We start from the raw sequence: 16,748 nt of genomic DNA, 5'->3' as shown, positions 1-16,748 counted from the left end.
CCGGTCGACGCCGTCAATCCCCTTGTCGGGAAACGCCTCGCGAACGGGGAGCGCTGTGCGCGCGTGCCGCCGGCGGTCGCCAGACGTGGAAGGCGGCGGCGAGGACGAGGGTCCAGGTGACCCCCACGGCATACCCGGCCACGACGTCGGAGACGAAGTGGGCCGCCAGCGCGACGCGGGAGAAGCCGATGAGCAGGGTCGCCCCGACCGCCACCACGACTGCCGCCCGGCGCTGCCAGCCGGCGCGCAGGTGAGGCCACAGCACGAACAGCAGCACGGTGAAGCCGGTCGCGGCTGCCTGCGCGTGGCCGCTGGGGAAGCTCTGCCCCGGCGGGTGGATGAAGGGGTGCGCGACCACTGGCCGGTGGCGGTGGACGACGTCCTTGAGGGCCGTGTTGAGCAGTGAGGACCCGGCGTTGGCGACGAGGACGAACACGGCGACCCGCACGCGGCGCCGCCACAGCAGCCACACGACGAGCACGACAGAGACGACCTGCCAGCCGAGTCCGCCGGCGACGGCGCTCACGGCCTCCATGACGGACGTGAACGCCGGGTGCCCGAGGGCGAAGCGGTGCAGCCCGTCGCGTGCCCCGTCGTCCAGCTCCAGCAGTGGCGACCACTTCGTCTCGACCCACAGCAGCAGGAGCAGGACCGGCAGCGAGCCGACCGCGACGGAGAGCCCTGCTGTCGCCGCGCGCAGTGCCAGCTGCCGGTCGACCTCGTCAGCGCCGCTGCCGCGCCCGGTGCCCGACGTCGCCACGGCGTTCCTCATGCCGGCTCCCCGGGCTCCTGCCGGGACTCGCTGCGGCGCTTGCGCACCAGGTGCACCGCGTATGCCGCGAGCGCGAGCGCCAGCACGACGAGGGCGCCGTCGTTGCCCATGGTCGACTCGACCTTGGCGTACGACGCGCCGGCGAGGTACCCCGCCACGACCACCGCGACCCCCCAGGCGAGCCCACCGGCGGCGTTGAAGAGGAGGAACCGGCGGTACGGCATACGGGCGGTGCCGGCGAGGGCGGGCATGACGGCACGGAAGAACGCCACCCAGCGGCCCAGGAAGACGGCCGAGCCACCGCGGCGGGCGAGGAAGTCCTGGGCGTCGTCGAGCCGCTGGCGTCGCTTGTCGAGCACCGACCAGCGCAGGATGCGCGGCCCGACCTGCCGACCCACCTCGTAGCCGACGCTGTCGCCCACGATGGCTGCCAGCACCACCGTCACCACCACGGCGGCGAGCGGCGCGTGGCCCAGGCGGGCGGCGACGCCGGCCAGCACCGCGGCGGTCTCACCGGGCAGCACGAACCCGACGAACAGCGCGTCCTCGGCGAACACCACCGCAGCGGCGATCGCCAGGACCACCCACGTCGGGGCGTCCAGGATGTGGTGGACGAAGCTGCCCATCAGCCCACCCGGTCCGACGGGGCCAGCGGCGTGCCCTGCGCGGTCGCGGCGCCGGGGGGCGGCGAGGGCGCGGCACCGGGGGCCGGCGAGGGCGCCGGGACGGCCGGCGGGGGCAGTTCGTTCACGTGGGACCTCCTGGAGGAGCCTGCCCGCGCGGTCGGACGAAGCCGTGTCATCAGCCGCGGCCGGTGTGCTGCCATCCTCCGTCGGGCCTCTTCTGCGGCACCCCGGACGCGGTCACGACCGGAACGGTCGTTCCTCCCATTCTGGGGCGGTCGGGACGACGTCGCACGTCCGTCGACCCAGGCCCGCGGGGTGGGTGACCTGGATGTTTGAGCTCCTGGACCGCTGGGCAGGGACCGGGGGTCGCGGCCCTCGGCCAGGTTCCTCCCTCCCCCCGGGCCGATGCCTGCCGGGGGCCGCGGCCGAGGTCTGCGGCCTGCGCGAATCCTCGATCGGTCTACGGGGTCGTGGCCCGCGGCGCCGCCGTGGAACCACCCGCGGCGGCGCCGTCCGACCCCGGCCGGGTGGTCTCGTCGGCCCGCGTCAGGTCGGACAGGACGCTGTCCTCCGCGAGGGGGTCGACCCAGCCGGGAGGCGGTGGCGGGTCGTGGGGGAGTGGTGGACGTGGGTCCGCGACGTCCGGGCGGCCGGGCGTGGGGTCAGCCATGGCGCAGGTCGGCTCCCTCGCCGGTCGACCTGGCGGTCGCCAGGGGGCCGGCGTTCGAGCGTGGCGCCTCGTGGAGGGCCCAGGTCTCCAGGAGCTGCAGGGCGTGCATGAGCAGGAGGGCTCCCAACGGGAGCGTCAGGGTCACGAAGATCATCGGGCACGCACCAGGGTGGAAGGAGCAGAGCGGGGCGGCCAGGGCGGAACCAGCGGTGGCAGCAGGGTGGCCGAGGACAGGCGCCGCGGTGAGGGGATGGCGGCGCCTGCCCGGCCCGGGGCCACGGTCCGCCGGCCCCCCGGCAACAGCGGACCGTGGCGCATCCGCGGCCTACCTCAGAGGCCCAGGCCCGTGAGGAGGCGGTTCAGCAGGGCGGAGATCCCGGTGAGGGGGCCGTTGTTGTCCAGCAGCCCCGCCACGGCGCACAGCAGGTTGCCCAGGAGGTTGCCGGCACCCGGGACCGCGGTGACGTCGAGGTTCACCGGCGCGAGGTCGACGACCAGGCCGAGCAGGTCGAGGTGGATGGCCCCGAGGTCGAGCGTCAGGATCGAGCACCCGTTCGTGGTCGCCAGGTTCTGCACCGGTGCGGTGAAGGTGGTGCCCCCTGCCGGGATGCCGGTGCCCGTGATGGTGCCGCTCATCATGAGGACGCCGTTGACGACGCTGGTCGACAGGTTGCTCAGCTGGCCGGTGAAGGCCGTGCCGTCGGCGAGGGTGCCTGTCACCGGGAGCGTGGTCGCCGCCGGGACGGCTGCGGAGGCGGCCTGCGGTGCGGGGGCGGCGTTCGCGGTGGCGGCGGGGACGAGGCCCAACGCCCCGGCGAGGACGACGGCGGTGCTGGTTCCGACGAGCTTGGTTCGTAGCATCATGCGGGTCTCACTCCTCGTGCTGGGAAGCCCATCGTGTGGGCCGTACGAGGGTGATGAGTCCGCGGCAGCCGTGACGTGACGCGGAGGTCCCGGCGCGGGTCAGGCTCCGCACCAGTGGGCGCCTCGGAAATCGACGCGCCCGGCCCGCGTCATGCGCCGGGGGGATCGGCGTCCGGGCCGTCGGCGTGCTCGGCAGGCTGGCCGGGAGGTGCGCCGCCCGTGCGGGCCCGCTGCACCAGGTCCACCGTGGCCAGCACCTCGAGGAGGAACTCCGACGCGGCCGTGGCGATGCTGCGGACCTCCCCGCCGGGGGACTGCTCGAGCACCTCGGTGAGCACGTCGTGGTGGACGTGGGCCAGGTCGAGCACGCTGACCCCGTCCTCGACCGCCCGGTGCCCGAGCTCGTACCCGGCTGCGAGCGCCGCCTCGCTGCGGCGCGGCAGGTACCGCAGGAACGCGGCGCGGTAGTCGCGGGCCAGCGACTCGGCATACACGCGCTCACGCCCCGTCGTCGCGCACGGCGGTGGGCACGGGACGCCCGGTGGCCTCGGCCAGGTAGGCCAGGCCCTCCTCGAGGTCGAGGGCCGTCGGGACGTTCCCCGTGCCCATGCCGAGCTGGACCATGGCGAACGCCACGTCCGGCTGGATCCCGACGATGACGGTGACCGCGCCTCGCAGGCGCGCCATCTCCGCGATGGTGCGCAGGGTCCGGGCGCCGAAGCTGTCGAGCACGTCCAGGGCGGCCACGTCGATGATGACGCCGCGGGACCGGTGCTCCCCGATCGCGGCGATGAGGTCGGACCGGAACCGGAGCATCTCGGTGTCGTCCAGGGCAGTGTGGATCGACGCGACCAGGGTGTGTCCCTGTCGCAGGATCGAGACGAGTGCCGGTCCGGAGCTCACGAGCCCGTTGTCACGTCCTTCCGCGTCACGGAGTACCCGAGCAGCCGCTCTGCCTCCTCGAGCCCTCCTTGCAGGTCACCGATGGTGTTCATCTTGCTGAGGTCCACGCCGAGCGTCACGAGCGTCTGCGCGATCGTCGGCGACAGTCCCGTGATGATGACGCTCGCGCCCATGAGCCGTGACGCGTCGACCGTCTGCACGAGGTGGTTCGCCACGGTGTGGTCGACGTCCGGGGCGCCGGTGATGTCGATGACGACGACCTTGGCGCGGTGCGTGCGTATGCCGGCGAGCAGCTGCTCGGTGAGCTGGCGGGCCCGCTGCTGGTCCAGGACCCCGATGATGGGCAGGATCAGCAGGCGCTCGCGGACCGGGAGCACCGGGGTCGACAGCTCGCGGATCGCGTCCTGCTGCTGCCGGATGACGCGCTCACGCTCCTCCACGAAGCTCACCGCCACCGTGTTGGCGATGCGGTTCGCGGCCGGCTCGTACGCGTCGAGGACCGAGTTCAGGAGCCCGAAGTCGCGCTGGTACTTCTCGAACAGCGACCGGGCCAGCACGTCGCGCAGGAGCAGCACGATTCCGACGACCTCGTGCGTCTCCACGCCCCGGGGGATGATCCGCTCGGACAGGTCACGCGCGTAGTGCTGCAGGGCCTCCACGCTTCCCGTCTCGAGCACCTCGACGTAGTTGTCGTAGACCGACGTGGTCTCGGCCGCCATCTCCTGCGGGGTCATCGCCTCGAGGAGGTGGGCCTCGCGGATCCGGGACGCCCACTCGTCGCGCAGCTTCGCCCGGTGCTCGCGCAGGTGCGCCACGAGCTGGGGCAGCAGCTGCGTGCCGTCCCCGTGCTCGCCGTCGCCGACCTGCCGGTCCTCGTCGCGCCGGTCGCGCCCGGTGTCCCTCTCGGTGTCCATCGTCATCCTCTCTCGAACCACTTGGTCATGCTCACGGTCGTGCCACGCCCCGGCTCGCTGGCGATGCTGAACTCGTCCATCAGCCTGCGGGCCCCCGGCAGCCCCAGGCCGAGGCCGTCGTAGGTGCTGTAGCCGTCGGCCAGGGCCTGCTCGACGTCGCTGATGCCCGGACCGGTGTCGCGCGCCACGACCCGGATGCCGCGCCGGGGCGAGTCGAGCAGCTCGACGACGATCTCGCCGCCGTCGGTGAACCGGACGATGTTGCGGGCGATCTCCGAGACCGCCGTCGCCAGGACGGTGAGGTCGGACCCGGTGAAGCCGGCCCGTGCGGCGAGCTCACGGGCCGCCTGGCGTGCCGCGACGACGTCGGGGTCGGCCCCGATGGGCACGCGCACCTCGTCGTCGCGGGCCGGTCCCCGCCCGAGCAGGGGCTGGCTGAGCCGGGCGCACAGCTCGCACTCGAGCAGGTGCCGTGCCGCGTCGACCTCGCGCTGCCGGCGACGGTCCGCCCCCGACAGCGAGAGCAGGACGGGGCGGCACTGCTCGGTCGGCGGCTCGGTGTGCTCGAGCGCCAGGAGGTACTCGACCCGCAGCCGCGCCCTGGTCCGCTTGAGCTGCGCGGCCACCGCGCCCGCGGTCGAGCCGGACTCCTCGGCCAGGCTGTGCGTGTCCTGGCCGGAGACCTCGTGGGCGAGCAGCACCTGGCGCTCGCGCGCGGTGAGCCGCTCCAGCGCGACGTTGACGGCCTCCTGCTCCTCGGAGGCGACGACCAGCTCGTCGGGGGCGTCGGGCTCGGTGGGGTCGTGCACGCGGTGCCGGTTGCGGGCGGCCCGGTCGTCCTGGCGCCACATCGACGCGACGACGTTGCGTGCGGTGGCGATGGCGTAGGGCTCGAGCATCCCCGGCTCGATCCGGTCCTCGGCGGCCAGCACGCGGACGAGGACCTCCTGGACGAGGTCGTCCGCCTGCGGGTGGGCGCCGACCCTGGCCCGGACGATTCGGCGCACCATCGGGATGAGGCCCGCGACGTCGCCCGCGCCTCCCTCGTCCTGCGGCGGTGGTGCCGCCTCGGCCGTGGCCACGTCGCGACCCTACGCCCCTGCGCGGAATTCGCACCCCCGCTGACCTGCGGTTTCGCCCCCGGGAAGGCTCCGAGTCGGTCCACCGGGGCCGGATGCCGGGGTGCGGTGGGCCGGGCGCGCCCGTCGGCGTCAGCCGAAGAGGGTGCCCTCGCTGATCGCCTCCGCGTCGGCGCGAAGGCTGCGCTCGTCGACGACGAAGCCCTCGGCCTCGCGGGCCGCGATGCCGGCCCGCAGCGCGGCATACACCTGCTCTGGCGGCACACCGGCCATCGTGTCGCGCACCTCGCGCAGGACGGCCCGCAGCGTCGCGTTGGCGGCGTCGAGCCGCGCGACGTCCTCGTCCTCGAGCATCATCGGCGCGCTCCCGGGGGCGAACTCGAAGCGCGTCACGGCAGCCCGGTCAGACCCAGCTCGGGAACCACATGCGCAGCGACCACTGGCTCTGCGGGATGACCTGCGCGGTGTAGATCGGCCAGAAGAACGCGAACAGCGCCAAGGTCAGCAGGCAGTAGGCACCCACGAGGTAGAGGCCGACCTCCCGCCGCCGCCACGAGTCGGTGCGCCTGCCCAGGACGAGGCCGAGGACGAAGACGACCCCGAAGATGATCCACGGCTCGAACGCGACCGTGTAGAAGGAGTAGATGGTCCGCTCCTCGAGGCCGAACCACGGCAGGTAGCCACCGGCCAGGCCCGCGAGGATCGCGCCCGCCCGCCAGTCGCGGTGGAACAGCCAGTAGAAGAGCAGGACCACGATGGCGACCGCGCCCAGCCACCACACCGACACGGTCCCGATGGACGTGATCGCCTTGCTGCACTGGGCGACCGCGCACCCGTCCTGCCCCTGCTTCGGCCCCTCGTAGAAGAAGGACGTCGGCCGGCCCTGGACGACCCACGACCACGGGTTGGTCTTGTACGGGTGGTTGTCGTGCAGGTTGACGTGGAAGGTGTAGATCTCCTGGTGGTACTGCCACAGCGAGCGCAGCGCCGGCGGCATCCACTGCACGCCCTGGCCCGGGTTCTGCACGGCCCACTGCCGGTCGTAGCCGCCCGAGGAGCGGAACCAGCCGACCCAGGACACGAGGTAGGTCGCCACCGCGGAACCGCACATCACGACCGCGGCGTACAGGCCGTCGCGCACGACCGCGCCCGCGAACCAGTGCCGCACCCCGGCGGCCCGCCGGGCCCCCAGGTCCCAGAACACCGTCATCAGGCCGAAGGCGACGAGGAAGAACAGCCCGGACCACTTGGTGCCGGCGCACAGGCCCAGGCTGATGCCGGCCACCCAGCGCCACGGCCGCCAGCCGAGCCACGGCCCCTGACCGGTCGCCAGCTCGCGCACCGACATGCCCGCGACCTTCTCGGCGAGGATCGCCCGGGAGCGGTCGCGGTCGATGAGCAGCGCGCAGAACGCCGCCAGCGCCCAGAACATGACGATGAGGTCGAGCAGCCCGGTGCGCGACTGCACGAAGTGGTGGCCCTCGAAGGCCACGAGGAACGCCGCGATCGTGCCCAGCAGCGAGGACCCGAACAGCCGTCGCGCCGCGCGCCCGACCATGAGGATCGACAGCGTCCCCAGCACGCAGACCGAGAACCGCCAGCCCCACGAGGAGGTCTGGCCGAACAGCTGTTCGCCCACGGCGATGATCCACTTGCCGACGGGCGGGTGGACGACGAGGTCGCCCTGGGTGCCGAAGACGTCGGGCGTGCCGTTGGTGAAGAGCTCGTCCGGCTTCTTGATCGTGTCGGGCACGCGCATCTCGACGCCGTACTCCAGCATCGAGACGCCCTGCTTCACGTAGTACGTCTCGTCGAAGACCAGCTGGTGCGGCCGGTCGAGCGACCAGAACCGCAGGATGCCACCCACGACGGCGAAGAACAGCGGCCCGAGCCACCCCCAGAGGGTGTCGGTGGGCCGGAACCCGAGCAGGCGGGATCGCAGCTGGTCCACCCGGGTCATGCGCGTCATCGTATGCAACGGGTCCCGGCCCACCCTGACAGGATGGCCGGGTGAGCCCCGACCCCGGCGTCCTCGTCCTCGCCGCGACCCCGATCGGCGACCCCCGCGACGCGGCACCGCGCCTGGCGCAGGAGCTGGCCGGGGCCGACGTCGTCGCCGCGGAGGACACCCGCCGGCTGCGCCGGCTCTGCGCCGAGCTGGGCGTGTCGCCCGGCGGGGCGGTCCTCAGCTACCACGAGCACAACGAGGCGTCCCGCACGCCCGAGCTGGTCGAGCGGCTCGTCGCCGGCGAGCGCGTGGTCGTCGTGACCGACGCCGGTATGCCGTCCGTATCCGACCCCGGGTACCGGCTCGTGGGCGCCGCGGTGGCTGCCGGCGTGCGGGTCACCTGCGTGCCCGGGCCGAGCGCGGTGCTCATGGCGCTCGCGGTGTCGGGGCTGCCGGTGGACCGGTTCTGCTTCGAGGGGTTCCTGCCGCGCAAGGCGGGGGAGCGCGGGCGCACGCTCGCGGGCCTCGCCGACGAGCGGCGCACGATGGTGTTCTTCGAGGCGCCGCACCGGATCGACGCGACGCTGGCGGCGATGGCCGAGGCGTTCGGCGCCGACCGTCCGGCCGCGGTCTGCCGCGAGCTGACCAAGACCTACGAGGAGGTCCGCCGCGGCGGCCTCGCCGAGCTCGCCGAGTGGGCGGCCGAGGGTGTCCGCGGCGAGATCACCGTCGTCGTCGGCGGCGCGACCGCGGCGGCGACCAGCGTCGAGGAGGCGCTGCCCGGCATACGGGCACGCGTGGAGGCGGGGGAACGGCTCAAGGACGTGTGCGCCGACGTCGCGGCAGCCACCGGACTGTCGAAGAAGGCGCTCTACGACGCTGCCGTCAGGTGAGGAAGCCGAGGTGGTCCTTCAGAAGGGCGTAGCCCACGAAGGCCACCACGTCGAGCAGGGTGTGCGCGACGACGAGCGGTCCCACGCGCCGGGTGCGGGTGTAGACGAACCCGAACAGCAGCCCCATCACGAGGTTGCCGACGAACCCGCCGAAGCCCTGGTACAGGTGGTACGAGCCACGCACCACGGCTGACACGAGCATCACCACCGGCAGCGACCACCCCGCCCGCAGCCACCGCGTGTAGAGGTAGCCGATCATCACGACCTCCTCCAGCACCGCGTTCTGCGCCGCGGCGAGGACGAGCACGGGCACCGTCCACCAGTGGTCCGACAGGTTGGCGGCGGCGACGGTCGTGTTGAACCCCAGCGCCTTCGCCGCGGCGTACAGGCCCAGACCGGGTATGCCGACCACGGCCGCGAGCGCCGCACCGCGCCACAGGTCGCGGGCGGGCTCGCGCAGGTCGAACCCGATGGCGTGCCGCGCGTCGGCGCGGTCGCGGGTGAGCAGGTGCAGGGCGAGGACGACCGGCACGAGCGCGACGACGATGCCGACGAGCTGGTAGGTCAGGTCGAGCCATGGCCGGTCCGGGGTCACCGAGGAGTTCATGGCGGTCGTCTGCTGGTTGAGCGCCTTGTGCTGGGTGAGCTTGTCGACCAGCGACAGCAGCGACCACACCGCGGAGGCCCCGAGGCTGACCCCGAGCACGAGCACGGTCTCGGTGACGAGCGTGCGCGGCCTGGCGCGGGTCCCTGCAGCGTCCACGGTCACAGCGGGAGGGTAACCCGCGGAAATCCGGTGGACCCGCGCGCGGCCACCTGTCTACCGTTGCCGCCGTGGACCTCTCCTGAGCAGCCGAGCCCCTGACCCCCGCGCCGGGTCCTCCCTCGACCTCAGGATGTGCATGTCCACCACCCTCACCGTCTCCGACCTCGACGTGGCCTTCGGTGCCCGTCCGCTGTTCTCCGGACTCGACCTCGTCGTCGCCGACGGGGACGTCACCGCCGTCGTCGGGCCCAACGGCTCGGGCAAGTCGACCCTGCTGCGCGTGCTCGTCGGCGAGCTGCCGGTCGAGCGAGGCAGCGTCCGCCTCGCGCCCGGCGACGCGACGATCGCCTGGCTGCCCCAGGTGCTGCCCGACCCGACCGAGACGCTCCTGGCCTACGCGCGGCGCCGCACCGGTGTGGCGGCGGCCGACCGCGAGCTCGAGTCGGCAGCTGCCGCGATGGCGACCGGCGCGCCGGGCGCGGACGACCGGTATGCCGTGGCGCTCGAGCGCTGGCTGGCCCTCGGCGCCGCGGACCTCGACGAGCGCCTGCCGGAGGTCGCGGAGCGCGTCGGCCTCGCCGTCGACCCCGGGCGCGCCCTGGGCAGCCTGTCGGGTGGGCAGGCGGCCCGGGCGTCGCTGGTCGCGGTGCTGCTCAGCCGGTACGACGTGCTGCTGCTCGACGAGCCGACGAACGACCTCGACCGCCGCGGGACCGAGCTCATGACCGACTTCGTCCTCGGGCACGGCGGCCCGGTCCTGGTCGCCAGCCACGACCGCGCCTTCCTCGACGACGTCGCCACCGACGTCCTCGAGCTCGACCTGCACCAGCAGCGGGTGAACCGGTACGCCGGGGGCTGGACCGACTACGTACGCCAGCGCGACCTCGCCCGGCGGCAGGCCTGGCAGGAGTACGAGGAGTACGCCGGTGCCCGGGACGGCCTGCTCGCCCAGGCGCGCCAGCGGCAGGGCTGGGCCGACCGGGGGCGCGCCTCGGTCACGCGGGCGACCGTGACGCGCAGCGAGGCCGACAAGTTCATCCGGGAGAAGCACCGGGCCCGGGCCGACCGCCAGCTGGCCAAGGCTGCCCGGGCCACCCGGGCGGTCGAGCGGCTCGACGTGGTGGAGCAGCCGCGCAAGGAGTGGCAGCTGCGCTACGCGCTGACCGAGGGGCCGCCGTCGTCGGACGTCGTCGCGAGCCTGGCGGGCGCGGTGGTCGAGCGAGAGGGGTTCCGGCTCGGGCCGGTGGACCTGTCGCTCGGCCGGGGCGACCGCGTCGCCGTGACCGGTGACAACGGCAGCGGGAAGACCACGATGCTCTCCGCGCTCTTCGGTGAGCTGCCGCTCACTGCAGGGAGGCAGTCCCTCGGGGCGCGGGTGCAGCTCGGGGTGCTCGACCAGGGCCGCTCGCTGCTCGACAGCGACACCGGCGTCGTCGACGTGGTGCGAGCCGCCCTCGCCCCCGACCGGCGGACCGGGCGCGAGCGGGAGCCGGGGGAGGTCCGCACGCTGCTGGCGAAGTTCGGGCTGGGACCGCAGCACGTCGGTCGCCCGTCGCGGAGCCTGTCGATGGGGGAGCGGACCCGGGCGCTGATGGCGGTCTTCCAGGGCCGGGAGGTCAACACCGTGGTGCTCGACGAGCCGACCAACCACCTCGACGTGGTGGCGATCGAGCAGCTGCAGGACGCGCTGGAGGCGTTCACCGGCACGCTCGTCGTGGTGAGCCACGACGTCGAGCTGGTCGAGTCGCTGGAGCCGACCCACCGCTGGCTCGTCGCGGACGGGCAGGTGCGGGTCGAGGCGCTCTGAGCGTCGCCGCGCCGCTCGTCAGGAGGCGAGGGCCGGTCCGCGACGGCGCCGCCGCCAGCGGCGGACCTTCAGCCAGAGCCAGATGAGCAGCCACCCCAGGGCTACGAGCACGAGCACCACGAGGACCGGCAGGAACACCGCCACCAGGCTGATGCCGACCGACGCGCCGTCCTCCACCGTCGAGACGACGGGCGCGCCGAAGCCGAGGGTGCCCGCGTTGATCGCCGGGCGCGCGGCCATCTTCCCGGTGTGGACGAGGCCGGAGACCAGGATCCCCAGGACCACCCCCACGAACGGGTGGTCGGCCATCCAGGTGGAGTGGTCGAGGTCCGAGGCGGCCGAGGTCGCGGCGAAGATGAGGCCGCCCATGCTCGGCCGGATGAAGGTCTGGATGGCGTCGTTGACCGAGTCGACCGCCGGGACCTTGTCGAGCACCACCTCGGCGAGCAGCAGCACCGCGCCGATGCCGATGGCCCACCACGACTCGATCCACGCGTACGACTGCGGCAGCGTGATCACGTCGGTGAAGCGCGCGACGAGGGCGACGATCAGGAACGGGATGTAGGCGTTGAGCCCGGCAGCGGCCGACAGCCCGGCGCCGGTCAGTGTGGCGATCATGCGGAGACCTCCCGTGGGCGCGTCGCGCCCGATGCGGACATGTCTACTCGACGGTGGTCCCGGGCGCTCGGTTCCGGTGGCTGGAGCCGCACACCACCGCGAACCGAGACCAACGAGACCTTTGCGGAGACATGCCGCGGCAAACGTCAAGAAATCGTCAAACCTGCCACCAGCCTGCGTCGTCCTCGCCATCCTGAGTTCGTCCTGACGGACCACGACCCCTGAGCGGTCCTCTGCGGGCGGCGCGCGCCGGCTCCTGCCCGATCCAGCTCGACCCGTACCACGAAGTTCGGAGGATTCGTCATGCAGATCAGCAAGCGCGGCGCCGCAGTGGCCGCCGCAGTCGTCGTCGGCGTCGGGGCCACGGGAGGCACGGCCTGGGCGGCCGGCCTCATCCCGGGCGCGGACGGCGTCATCAACGCCTGTTACAACTCCACCAACGGCAACCTGCGCGTCGTGCCGCAGGGCCAGAAGTGCCGCACGCACGAGAAGGTCCTGTCCTGGAACCAGACCGGACCACAGGGGCCGGCCGGGCCGCAGGGCGCCACGGGGCCTCAGGGACCGGCGGGACCTGCCGGCGCCACAGGTGCCACCGGCCCGCAGGGACCGGCGGGCAAGGACGCGCCGAAGACCTTCGCCGGTGAGTTCCTCGGCTCGACCGGGGCGATCTGGTCCGGGACCGGCACCTTCACGGTCACGCACAACGGGCCGGGCAGCTGGTCGATCACCATCCCGCCGGGCACGTTCCCGTCGGGCGCAGGCGTCGGCAACGGCTGTCCCATCCCGATGGTGCAGGCGCTCGTCCCCGGCGGGCCAATGATCATCGACCAGAACCTGTGCGGGCCCCTCACCGGTGACGGCAGCGTCCGGCTGGACGTGCGCAGCGCCGACGGCAGCGACAACCACTACGTGAGCTTCGTGGTGACCGCGGTCGGCTGACGCCCGACACGGACCGGGGCCGCGTGCGCTGCGCACGCGGCCCCGATGCCTTTCTCCTGCGCGGGTTCCCGGCCCGGGCCCGCCCCCGCCTCAGGCCTCGACCGGCTCGGTGCCGTCGACCGGCACGGTCTTGCGGGCCACGATCCGGCCGAGCACGGCATACCCGACGAGGAGGTGCGCCGCACCGACCCAGCGGGCCACGCCCGGGCCGAGGATGCCCAGGGTCGGGACGGTGACGACCGCCCAGCTCTCGGCGACCATCGGGTAGAACCGCGACAGGCCCTTCCACCGACCGGCGACCGCGATGCGGATGCCGATCAGGAACATCCCGAGCATCGACAGCGGCCAGAACATGTCGATCGCGAGCGAGACCGGGTTGTCGAGGTTCGTGATGCCGAAGAAGTCCGACAGCGTCGAGACGATCGCGACCGACAGGGCCACTGTCTCGGCACGCAGCACGAACCGCGCCAGCCTGCCGTCGCCGATCGCGTTGGTGCGCCACAGGACCCGCAGCAGGGCGAGCACGCCGAGCTGGAAGAGGAGGGCGCCGGCGTTGTGGCCGTACTGGCCGCCGGGGCCGTCGTTCTCGAAGCCGAACGCGGCGATCATGGCGGCCCAGGCGACGGCGCCGACGGTGAGCATCGTGCCGTGCCGCAGGTAGGGCCGGTCGACCGGCGGAGGGGTGGTGGCGTGCTGGCCGGAGCGGACGTCGGACCGGGCCGGGGCCGGGGTCTGGGTGAGTGCCATGGCGTTTCCTTCGCTGGTGGGTGGCACCCGGGTGGTGCCGTTGCCGGAACTCTCCGGCGCCCGGCGACCCGGGCGGCAGGGCGCGGTGTCCCGACCTGCGTCCCGTTCCGGTGTCCCGTCGGGACGGGACACCGATCCCCTGACACCGGGACACGCCCGCGGGCACACTGGCGCCGTGACCGCCCACGCCGTCAGCCCGCCCGCGCCCGCGCTGCGCCGCAGCGCCGTCGCGGTGCCGGTGCTGCTGGGGGTCGTCCTCGTGGTGCTGGTCGTCGTCACCGGAGTGCTCGACGCCGCCGTCACCGACGCCGACCGGGCGCTGTACGCCTCCGACCGTGGCCTCTCCTCCGCACTCGTCGGCGCTCTGGTCGGGGCGTGCGGCGCGGTGATCGTCGCGCACCGGCCGCGTCACCTCGTGGGCCTCGGGCTCGCGGCGACCGGCCTCTTCTGGGCCGCCGACGGGCTGTGCTCCGCGTATGCCGTGTGGGGCCTGCGCCAGGACCCCGTGCCGCCGCTCGTGGGGCCGTCGTACTGGTTCGTGTCCGAGGCCGGGTCCCTGCTCCTGGTGGCGCTGCCCGTGCTGCTGGTGCTCTACCCCACCGGCCGGCTGCCGGAGGGCCGGTGGCGGCCGGTCGCCGTCGCGGCGGTCGGCATGTCGCTGGTCCTGCCCCTCGTGCTCATGCTCGCGCCCGACCGGGCCGTCTACGAGGACCGGCTGTTCGCGGAGGTCGTCCGGCTGCTGCCGCAGCTGGCGGTGCCCGTGTCGGTCGAGGTCGCCCAGGCGGCGCTGCGGGTGGCGCAGGTCGTCACGCTCGCGGCGCTGCCGCTGTCCGCGGCGGTCGTGTTCGCCCGGCACTCCCGGGCGCAGGGTGTCGAGCGCACGCAGCTGCGCTGGCTGCTCTGGGCCGCCCTCGTCTGCCTGCTGGCGGGCGGAGTCACGCTGCTGGACGTCGGCGGCCCGGCAGGGTTGGCCGCGCTCGTCACCGCGCTCGTGGTCACCAGTGCCTCGGTCGTGATCGGGGTGGTGCGGCCGCAGACCGGTGACGTCGACGCCCTCGTCGGCGGCACCCTCGTCTACGGCGGCATCGCGGTGGCGTTCGTCGCCCTCGACCTGCTCGTCCTCGCCGGCGCCAGTGCGCTGCTGGGGGACCGGTTCCAGGAGCGGCAGGTGACGGTGCTCGTCCTGGTCCTGGCCGTCGCGGCATACGGGCCACTGCGCTCCTGGCTCACCGGGCAGGTGCGGCGCCGGCTCCTCGGCCGCCGCGGTGAGCGGTACGAGGTGGTGTCGGCGCTCGCGGAGCGGCTCGAGGAGTCCGGGGGGCTGGAGGAGCAGCTGCCCATGCTCGCCGGGGCCGTGGCCGAGGCGTTTCGCGTGGCGTACGTGCGGGTCGAGGTGCTCGGGCGTGGCGGCGAGGGGCTCGCCGCGACCCACGGCACGAGCCCGACGCAGACCCGGACCTTCCCGATCTCCTACCGAGGCGAGCGGATCGGCACCCTCGAGCTGCCCGACGGCGGCATCCGGGGGATGCTCTCGCGGCGCGACCAGGCGCTGCTCCTCGACGTGGTCCGACAGGCGGCGATCGCCGTGCGGGCCAGCCTGCTCGCCCGCGAGCTGCAGGAGTCGCGCGAGCAGCTGGTGCTCGCCCGGGAGGAGGACCGGCGCCGGATCAGGCGCGACCTGCACGACGGCCTCGGCCCGGTGCTCGGTGGGGTGGCGATGCGGCTCGACGCGGCGGGCAACGCCGTGGCCACGGACCCGCAGACCGCGCACCGGCTCGTCGTGCAGTCGCGGGCCGAGATCACCGAGGCGCTCGCCGACGTCCGCCGGCTCGTCCACGGCCTGCGGCCGCCGGCCCTGGACGACCTGGGCCTGCTCGCGGCGGTGGAGCAGCAGGCGGAGCGGGTGCGGTCGGGTGGCCTCTCCGTCGTCGTCGACGCCGACCCCGCGGCGCTGGTGGACCTGCCCGCGGCCGTGGAGGTCGCGGCATACCGGATCGTCTCGGAGGCGCTGGCCAACGTGGCCCGCCACGCGGGCGCGGACTCGGCCACGGTGCGGCTCGCCACGGGCCCCGCGGACCTGGCGGTCGAGGTGGCCGACGACGGGCGCGGGATCGCCGAGGACGTCGTGGCCGGCGTCGGGCTGCGGTCGCTGCGGGAGCGGGTCGACGAGCTGGGTGGACGGTACGAGGTGGTGTGCCCGCCCGGCGGCGGCACCACAGTCCGGGCGTGGCTGCCCGTCGGACAGGGAGCGGCATGAGCGAGGACGGCACGGCAGGGAGCGGCGGAGCGGGGGCCCGGATCCGGGTCCTGATCGCGGACGACCACCCCGTGTTCCGGGACGGGCTGGCGACCCTGCTCGAGCCCCACCCCGACATCGAGGTGGTGGCCCGGGCGGCGGACGGGGCCGAGGCGGTGGCGCTGGCGGCCGAGCACCGGCCCGACGTGGTCGTCATGGACATCCAGATGCCCGAGGTGAACGGCATCGAGGCGACGCGCCGGGTGCTGGCGGCCGACCCGTCCATCGGCGTGCTCGTCTTCACCATGGGCGAGGACGACGGGACCCTGCTGTCGGCGATGCGGGCCGGCGCGCGCGGCTACCTCGTCAAGGGGGCGTCCCAGGAGGAGGTCACCCGCGCGATCACGGCGGTCCACGCGGGTGGGGTCGTCTTCGGGGCGTCGCTGGCGTCGCGGATCGGGGAGCTGCTCTCGCCGTCGCCGGCCCGGACGGCGACGGAGTTCCCCATGCTCACCGAGCGCGAGCGGGAGGTGCTCGACCTCATCGCGGCCGGCCGGTCGAACGCGCAGATCGCCGCCGAGCTGTTCCTGGCCCCCAAGACCGTGCGCAACAACGTCTCCGCGATCCTGTCCAAGCTGCAGGCCACCGACCGCGCCGAGGTGATCATCCGCGCCCGGGACGCCGGGCTGGGCCAGCGCGGCTGAGGACCCGAGGCGGCACCGGCGGTCAGCGACCTCAGCGGGCGGCCCGCGACGAGGACTGGGCGTGGTGCACGTGTGCTGTGCGTTGCCCCACGGGCCGGGGCAACGCAGAGTGCCGGCACCCAGCGCCTCCTGCCTCCGGGCCCGCCACCGAAACCGGTTTGGTGGCCACCCATAGGATTCCCCGCATGAGCTCTCCTATCCGCTCAGGCTCCTCGGCCTTCCGGGCCTCGCTCCTTCGTCGCTCGTGTCCTCAGGACGTCGT

Annotated in this window: 19 protein-coding genes; 5 read left to right on the top strand and 14 right to left on the bottom strand. The window is 73.8% G+C overall.

Translation table 11 applies throughout. The annotated features are described in order from the left end of the window. Window positions 1–13: 13 nt before the first annotated feature. The 11 genes from RKE38_RS05100 to RKE38_RS05050 all read right to left on the bottom strand — a co-directional run bounded on the left by RKE38_RS05100 (window position 14) and on the right by RKE38_RS05050 (window position 7,788). Window positions 14–772, bottom strand: a complete 759-nt coding sequence (locus RKE38_RS05100) for a phosphatase PAP2 family protein (protein ID WP_316006362.1) — start codon at window positions 770–772, stop codon at window positions 14–16. Then, window positions 769–1,398, bottom strand: a complete 630-nt coding sequence (locus RKE38_RS05095) for a DedA family protein (protein WP_316006361.1) — start codon at window positions 1,396–1,398, stop codon at window positions 769–771. The genes RKE38_RS05100 and RKE38_RS05095 overlap by 4 nt, the downstream gene beginning before the upstream one ends. Next, the gene (locus tag RKE38_RS05090; RefSeq protein ID WP_316006360.1) at window positions 1,398–1,523 is read right to left on the bottom strand and encodes a hypothetical protein; all 126 of its coding nucleotides are present in this window, start codon (window positions 1,521–1,523) and stop codon (window positions 1,398–1,400) included. The genes RKE38_RS05095 and RKE38_RS05090 overlap by 1 nt, the downstream gene beginning before the upstream one ends. A 537-nt stretch (window positions 1,524–2,060) precedes the next feature. Continuing rightward, a complete protein-coding gene (locus tag RKE38_RS05085) occupies window positions 2,061–2,222 on the bottom strand; it encodes a hypothetical protein (protein WP_316006359.1) in 162 nt (53 codons plus the stop codon). A 176-nt stretch (window positions 2,223–2,398) separates the two neighbouring features. Further along, window positions 2,399–2,932: an ABC transporter substrate-binding protein gene (locus RKE38_RS05080; protein ID WP_316006358.1), complete on the bottom strand. Its 534-nt coding sequence runs from the start codon at window positions 2,930–2,932 to the stop codon at window positions 2,399–2,401. 149 nt (window positions 2,933–3,081) lie between these two features. Continuing rightward, window positions 3,082–3,426: a phosphatase RsbU N-terminal domain-containing protein gene (locus tag RKE38_RS05075; protein WP_316006357.1), complete on the bottom strand. Its 345-nt coding sequence runs from the start codon at window positions 3,424–3,426 to the stop codon at window positions 3,082–3,084. Between the two features lie 4 nt (window positions 3,427–3,430). Next, window positions 3,431–3,835 (bottom strand): STAS domain-containing protein, encoded by a 405-nt coding sequence (locus RKE38_RS05070; RefSeq protein ID WP_316006356.1) that lies wholly within the window; start codon window positions 3,833–3,835, stop codon window positions 3,431–3,433. Next, a complete protein-coding gene (locus RKE38_RS05065; RefSeq protein WP_316006355.1) occupies window positions 3,832–4,749 on the bottom strand; it encodes an STAS domain-containing protein in 918 nt (305 codons plus the stop codon). The genes RKE38_RS05070 and RKE38_RS05065 overlap by 4 nt, the downstream gene beginning before the upstream one ends. Before the next feature lie 2 nt (window positions 4,750–4,751). Then, window positions 4,752–5,831, bottom strand: coding sequence for a sigma-70 family RNA polymerase sigma factor (locus tag RKE38_RS05060; protein ID WP_316006354.1), 1,080 nt, complete (start codon window positions 5,829–5,831; stop codon window positions 4,752–4,754). A gap of 129 nt (window positions 5,832–5,960) precedes the next feature. Beyond that, complete coding sequence (locus RKE38_RS05055; protein ID WP_316006353.1) at window positions 5,961–6,221, bottom strand: hypothetical protein; 261 nt, start codon at window positions 6,219–6,221, stop codon at window positions 5,961–5,963. A gap of 10 nt (window positions 6,222–6,231) precedes the next feature. Beyond that, a complete protein-coding gene (locus tag RKE38_RS05050) occupies window positions 6,232–7,788 on the bottom strand; it encodes a dolichyl-phosphate-mannose--protein mannosyltransferase (protein WP_316006352.1) in 1,557 nt (518 codons plus the stop codon). 50 nt (window positions 7,789–7,838) lie between these two features. Between RKE38_RS05050 and rsmI the strand changes: the two genes are divergently transcribed. Next, window positions 7,839–8,669 carry a 16S rRNA (cytidine(1402)-2'-O)-methyltransferase gene (rsmI, locus tag RKE38_RS05045; RefSeq protein WP_316006351.1) on the top strand — a complete coding sequence of 277 codons (831 nt, stop codon included), beginning with the start codon at window positions 7,839–7,841 and terminating at the stop codon, window positions 8,667–8,669. Here rsmI and RKE38_RS05040 read toward each other — a convergent pair. Then, window positions 8,662–9,438 carry a CPBP family intramembrane glutamic endopeptidase gene (locus tag RKE38_RS05040; RefSeq protein WP_316006350.1) on the bottom strand — a complete coding sequence of 259 codons (777 nt, stop codon included), beginning with the start codon at window positions 9,436–9,438 and terminating at the stop codon, window positions 8,662–8,664. The two genes, rsmI and RKE38_RS05040, sit on opposite strands and share 8 nt — an antisense overlap. 133 nt (window positions 9,439–9,571) lie before the next feature. Here RKE38_RS05040 and RKE38_RS05035 point away from each other — a divergent pair, with 133 nt between their 5' ends. Beyond that, window positions 9,572–11,242: an ABC-F family ATP-binding cassette domain-containing protein gene (locus RKE38_RS05035; protein WP_316006349.1), complete on the top strand. Its 1,671-nt coding sequence runs from the start codon at window positions 9,572–9,574 to the stop codon at window positions 11,240–11,242. An 18-nt stretch (window positions 11,243–11,260) separates the two neighbouring features. Here the strand turns inward: RKE38_RS05035 and RKE38_RS05030 are convergent, their stop codons facing one another. Further along, complete coding sequence (locus RKE38_RS05030) at window positions 11,261–11,860, bottom strand: DUF4126 domain-containing protein (RefSeq protein WP_316006348.1); 600 nt, start codon at window positions 11,858–11,860, stop codon at window positions 11,261–11,263. Window positions 11,861–12,163: 303 nt separating this feature from the next. On the opposite strand from RKE38_RS05030, the gene RKE38_RS05025 reads away from it, so the two are divergent. Beyond that, window positions 12,164–12,799: a hypothetical protein gene (locus RKE38_RS05025; protein WP_316006347.1), complete on the top strand. Its 636-nt coding sequence runs from the start codon at window positions 12,164–12,166 to the stop codon at window positions 12,797–12,799. 90 nt (window positions 12,800–12,889) lie between these two features. On the opposite strand, the gene RKE38_RS05020 is transcribed toward RKE38_RS05025, so the two are convergent. Then, entirely contained in the window at window positions 12,890–13,546 is a 657-nt protein-coding gene (locus RKE38_RS05020) for a hypothetical protein (protein ID WP_316006346.1), read from the bottom strand. Window positions 13,547–13,721: 175 nt separating this feature from the next. Here RKE38_RS05020 and RKE38_RS05015 point away from each other — a divergent pair, with 175 nt between their 5' ends. Further along, the gene (locus tag RKE38_RS05015) at window positions 13,722–15,803 is read left to right on the top strand and encodes a GAF domain-containing sensor histidine kinase (RefSeq protein ID WP_316006345.1); all 2,082 of its coding nucleotides are present in this window, start codon (window positions 13,722–13,724) and stop codon (window positions 15,801–15,803) included. Continuing rightward, window positions 15,800–16,486, top strand: coding sequence for a response regulator transcription factor (locus RKE38_RS05010; RefSeq protein WP_316006344.1), 687 nt, complete (start codon window positions 15,800–15,802; stop codon window positions 16,484–16,486). Before RKE38_RS05015 ends, RKE38_RS05010 begins: the two co-directional genes overlap by 4 nt. Window positions 16,487–16,748 lie beyond the last annotated feature (262 nt).

It is taken from the genome of Phycicoccus sp. M110.8 (assembly GCF_032464895.1).
Classification (GTDB): domain Bacteria; phylum Actinomycetota; class Actinomycetes; order Actinomycetales; family Dermatophilaceae; genus Pedococcus.
This window is presented reverse-complemented; position numbering and strand designations above follow the sequence as displayed.

Coding starts and splice junctions, on each gene's coding strand:
- RKE38_RS05050 (WP_316006352.1), bottom strand. CDS start 7,788: ATGACCCGGGTGGACCAGCTGCGATCCCGCCTGCTCGGGTTCCGGCCC.
- RKE38_RS05010 (WP_316006344.1), top strand. CDS start 15,800: ATGAGCGAGGACGGCACGGCAGGGAGCGGCGGAGCGGGGGCCCGGATC.
- RKE38_RS05085 (WP_316006359.1), bottom strand. CDS start 2,222: ATGATCTTCGTGACCCTGACGCTCCCGTTGGGAGCCCTCCTGCTCATG.
- RKE38_RS05100 (WP_316006362.1), bottom strand. CDS start 772: ATGAGGAACGCCGTGGCGACGTCGGGCACCGGGCGCGGCAGCGGCGCT.
- RKE38_RS05025 (WP_316006347.1), top strand. CDS start 12,164: ATGCAGATCAGCAAGCGCGGCGCCGCAGTGGCCGCCGCAGTCGTCGTC.
- RKE38_RS05065 (WP_316006355.1), bottom strand. CDS start 4,749: ATGGACACCGAGAGGGACACCGGGCGCGACCGGCGCGACGAGGACCGG.
- RKE38_RS05020 (WP_316006346.1), bottom strand. CDS start 13,546: ATGGCACTCACCCAGACCCCGGCCCCGGCCCGGTCCGACGTCCGCTCC.
- RKE38_RS05035 (WP_316006349.1), top strand. CDS start 9,572: ATGTCCACCACCCTCACCGTCTCCGACCTCGACGTGGCCTTCGGTGCC.
- RKE38_RS05080 (WP_316006358.1), bottom strand. CDS start 2,932: ATGATGCTACGAACCAAGCTCGTCGGAACCAGCACCGCCGTCGTCCTC.
- RKE38_RS05095 (WP_316006361.1), bottom strand. CDS start 1,398: ATGGGCAGCTTCGTCCACCACATCCTGGACGCCCCGACGTGGGTGGTC.
- RKE38_RS05030 (WP_316006348.1), bottom strand. CDS start 11,860: ATGATCGCCACACTGACCGGCGCCGGGCTGTCGGCCGCTGCCGGGCTC.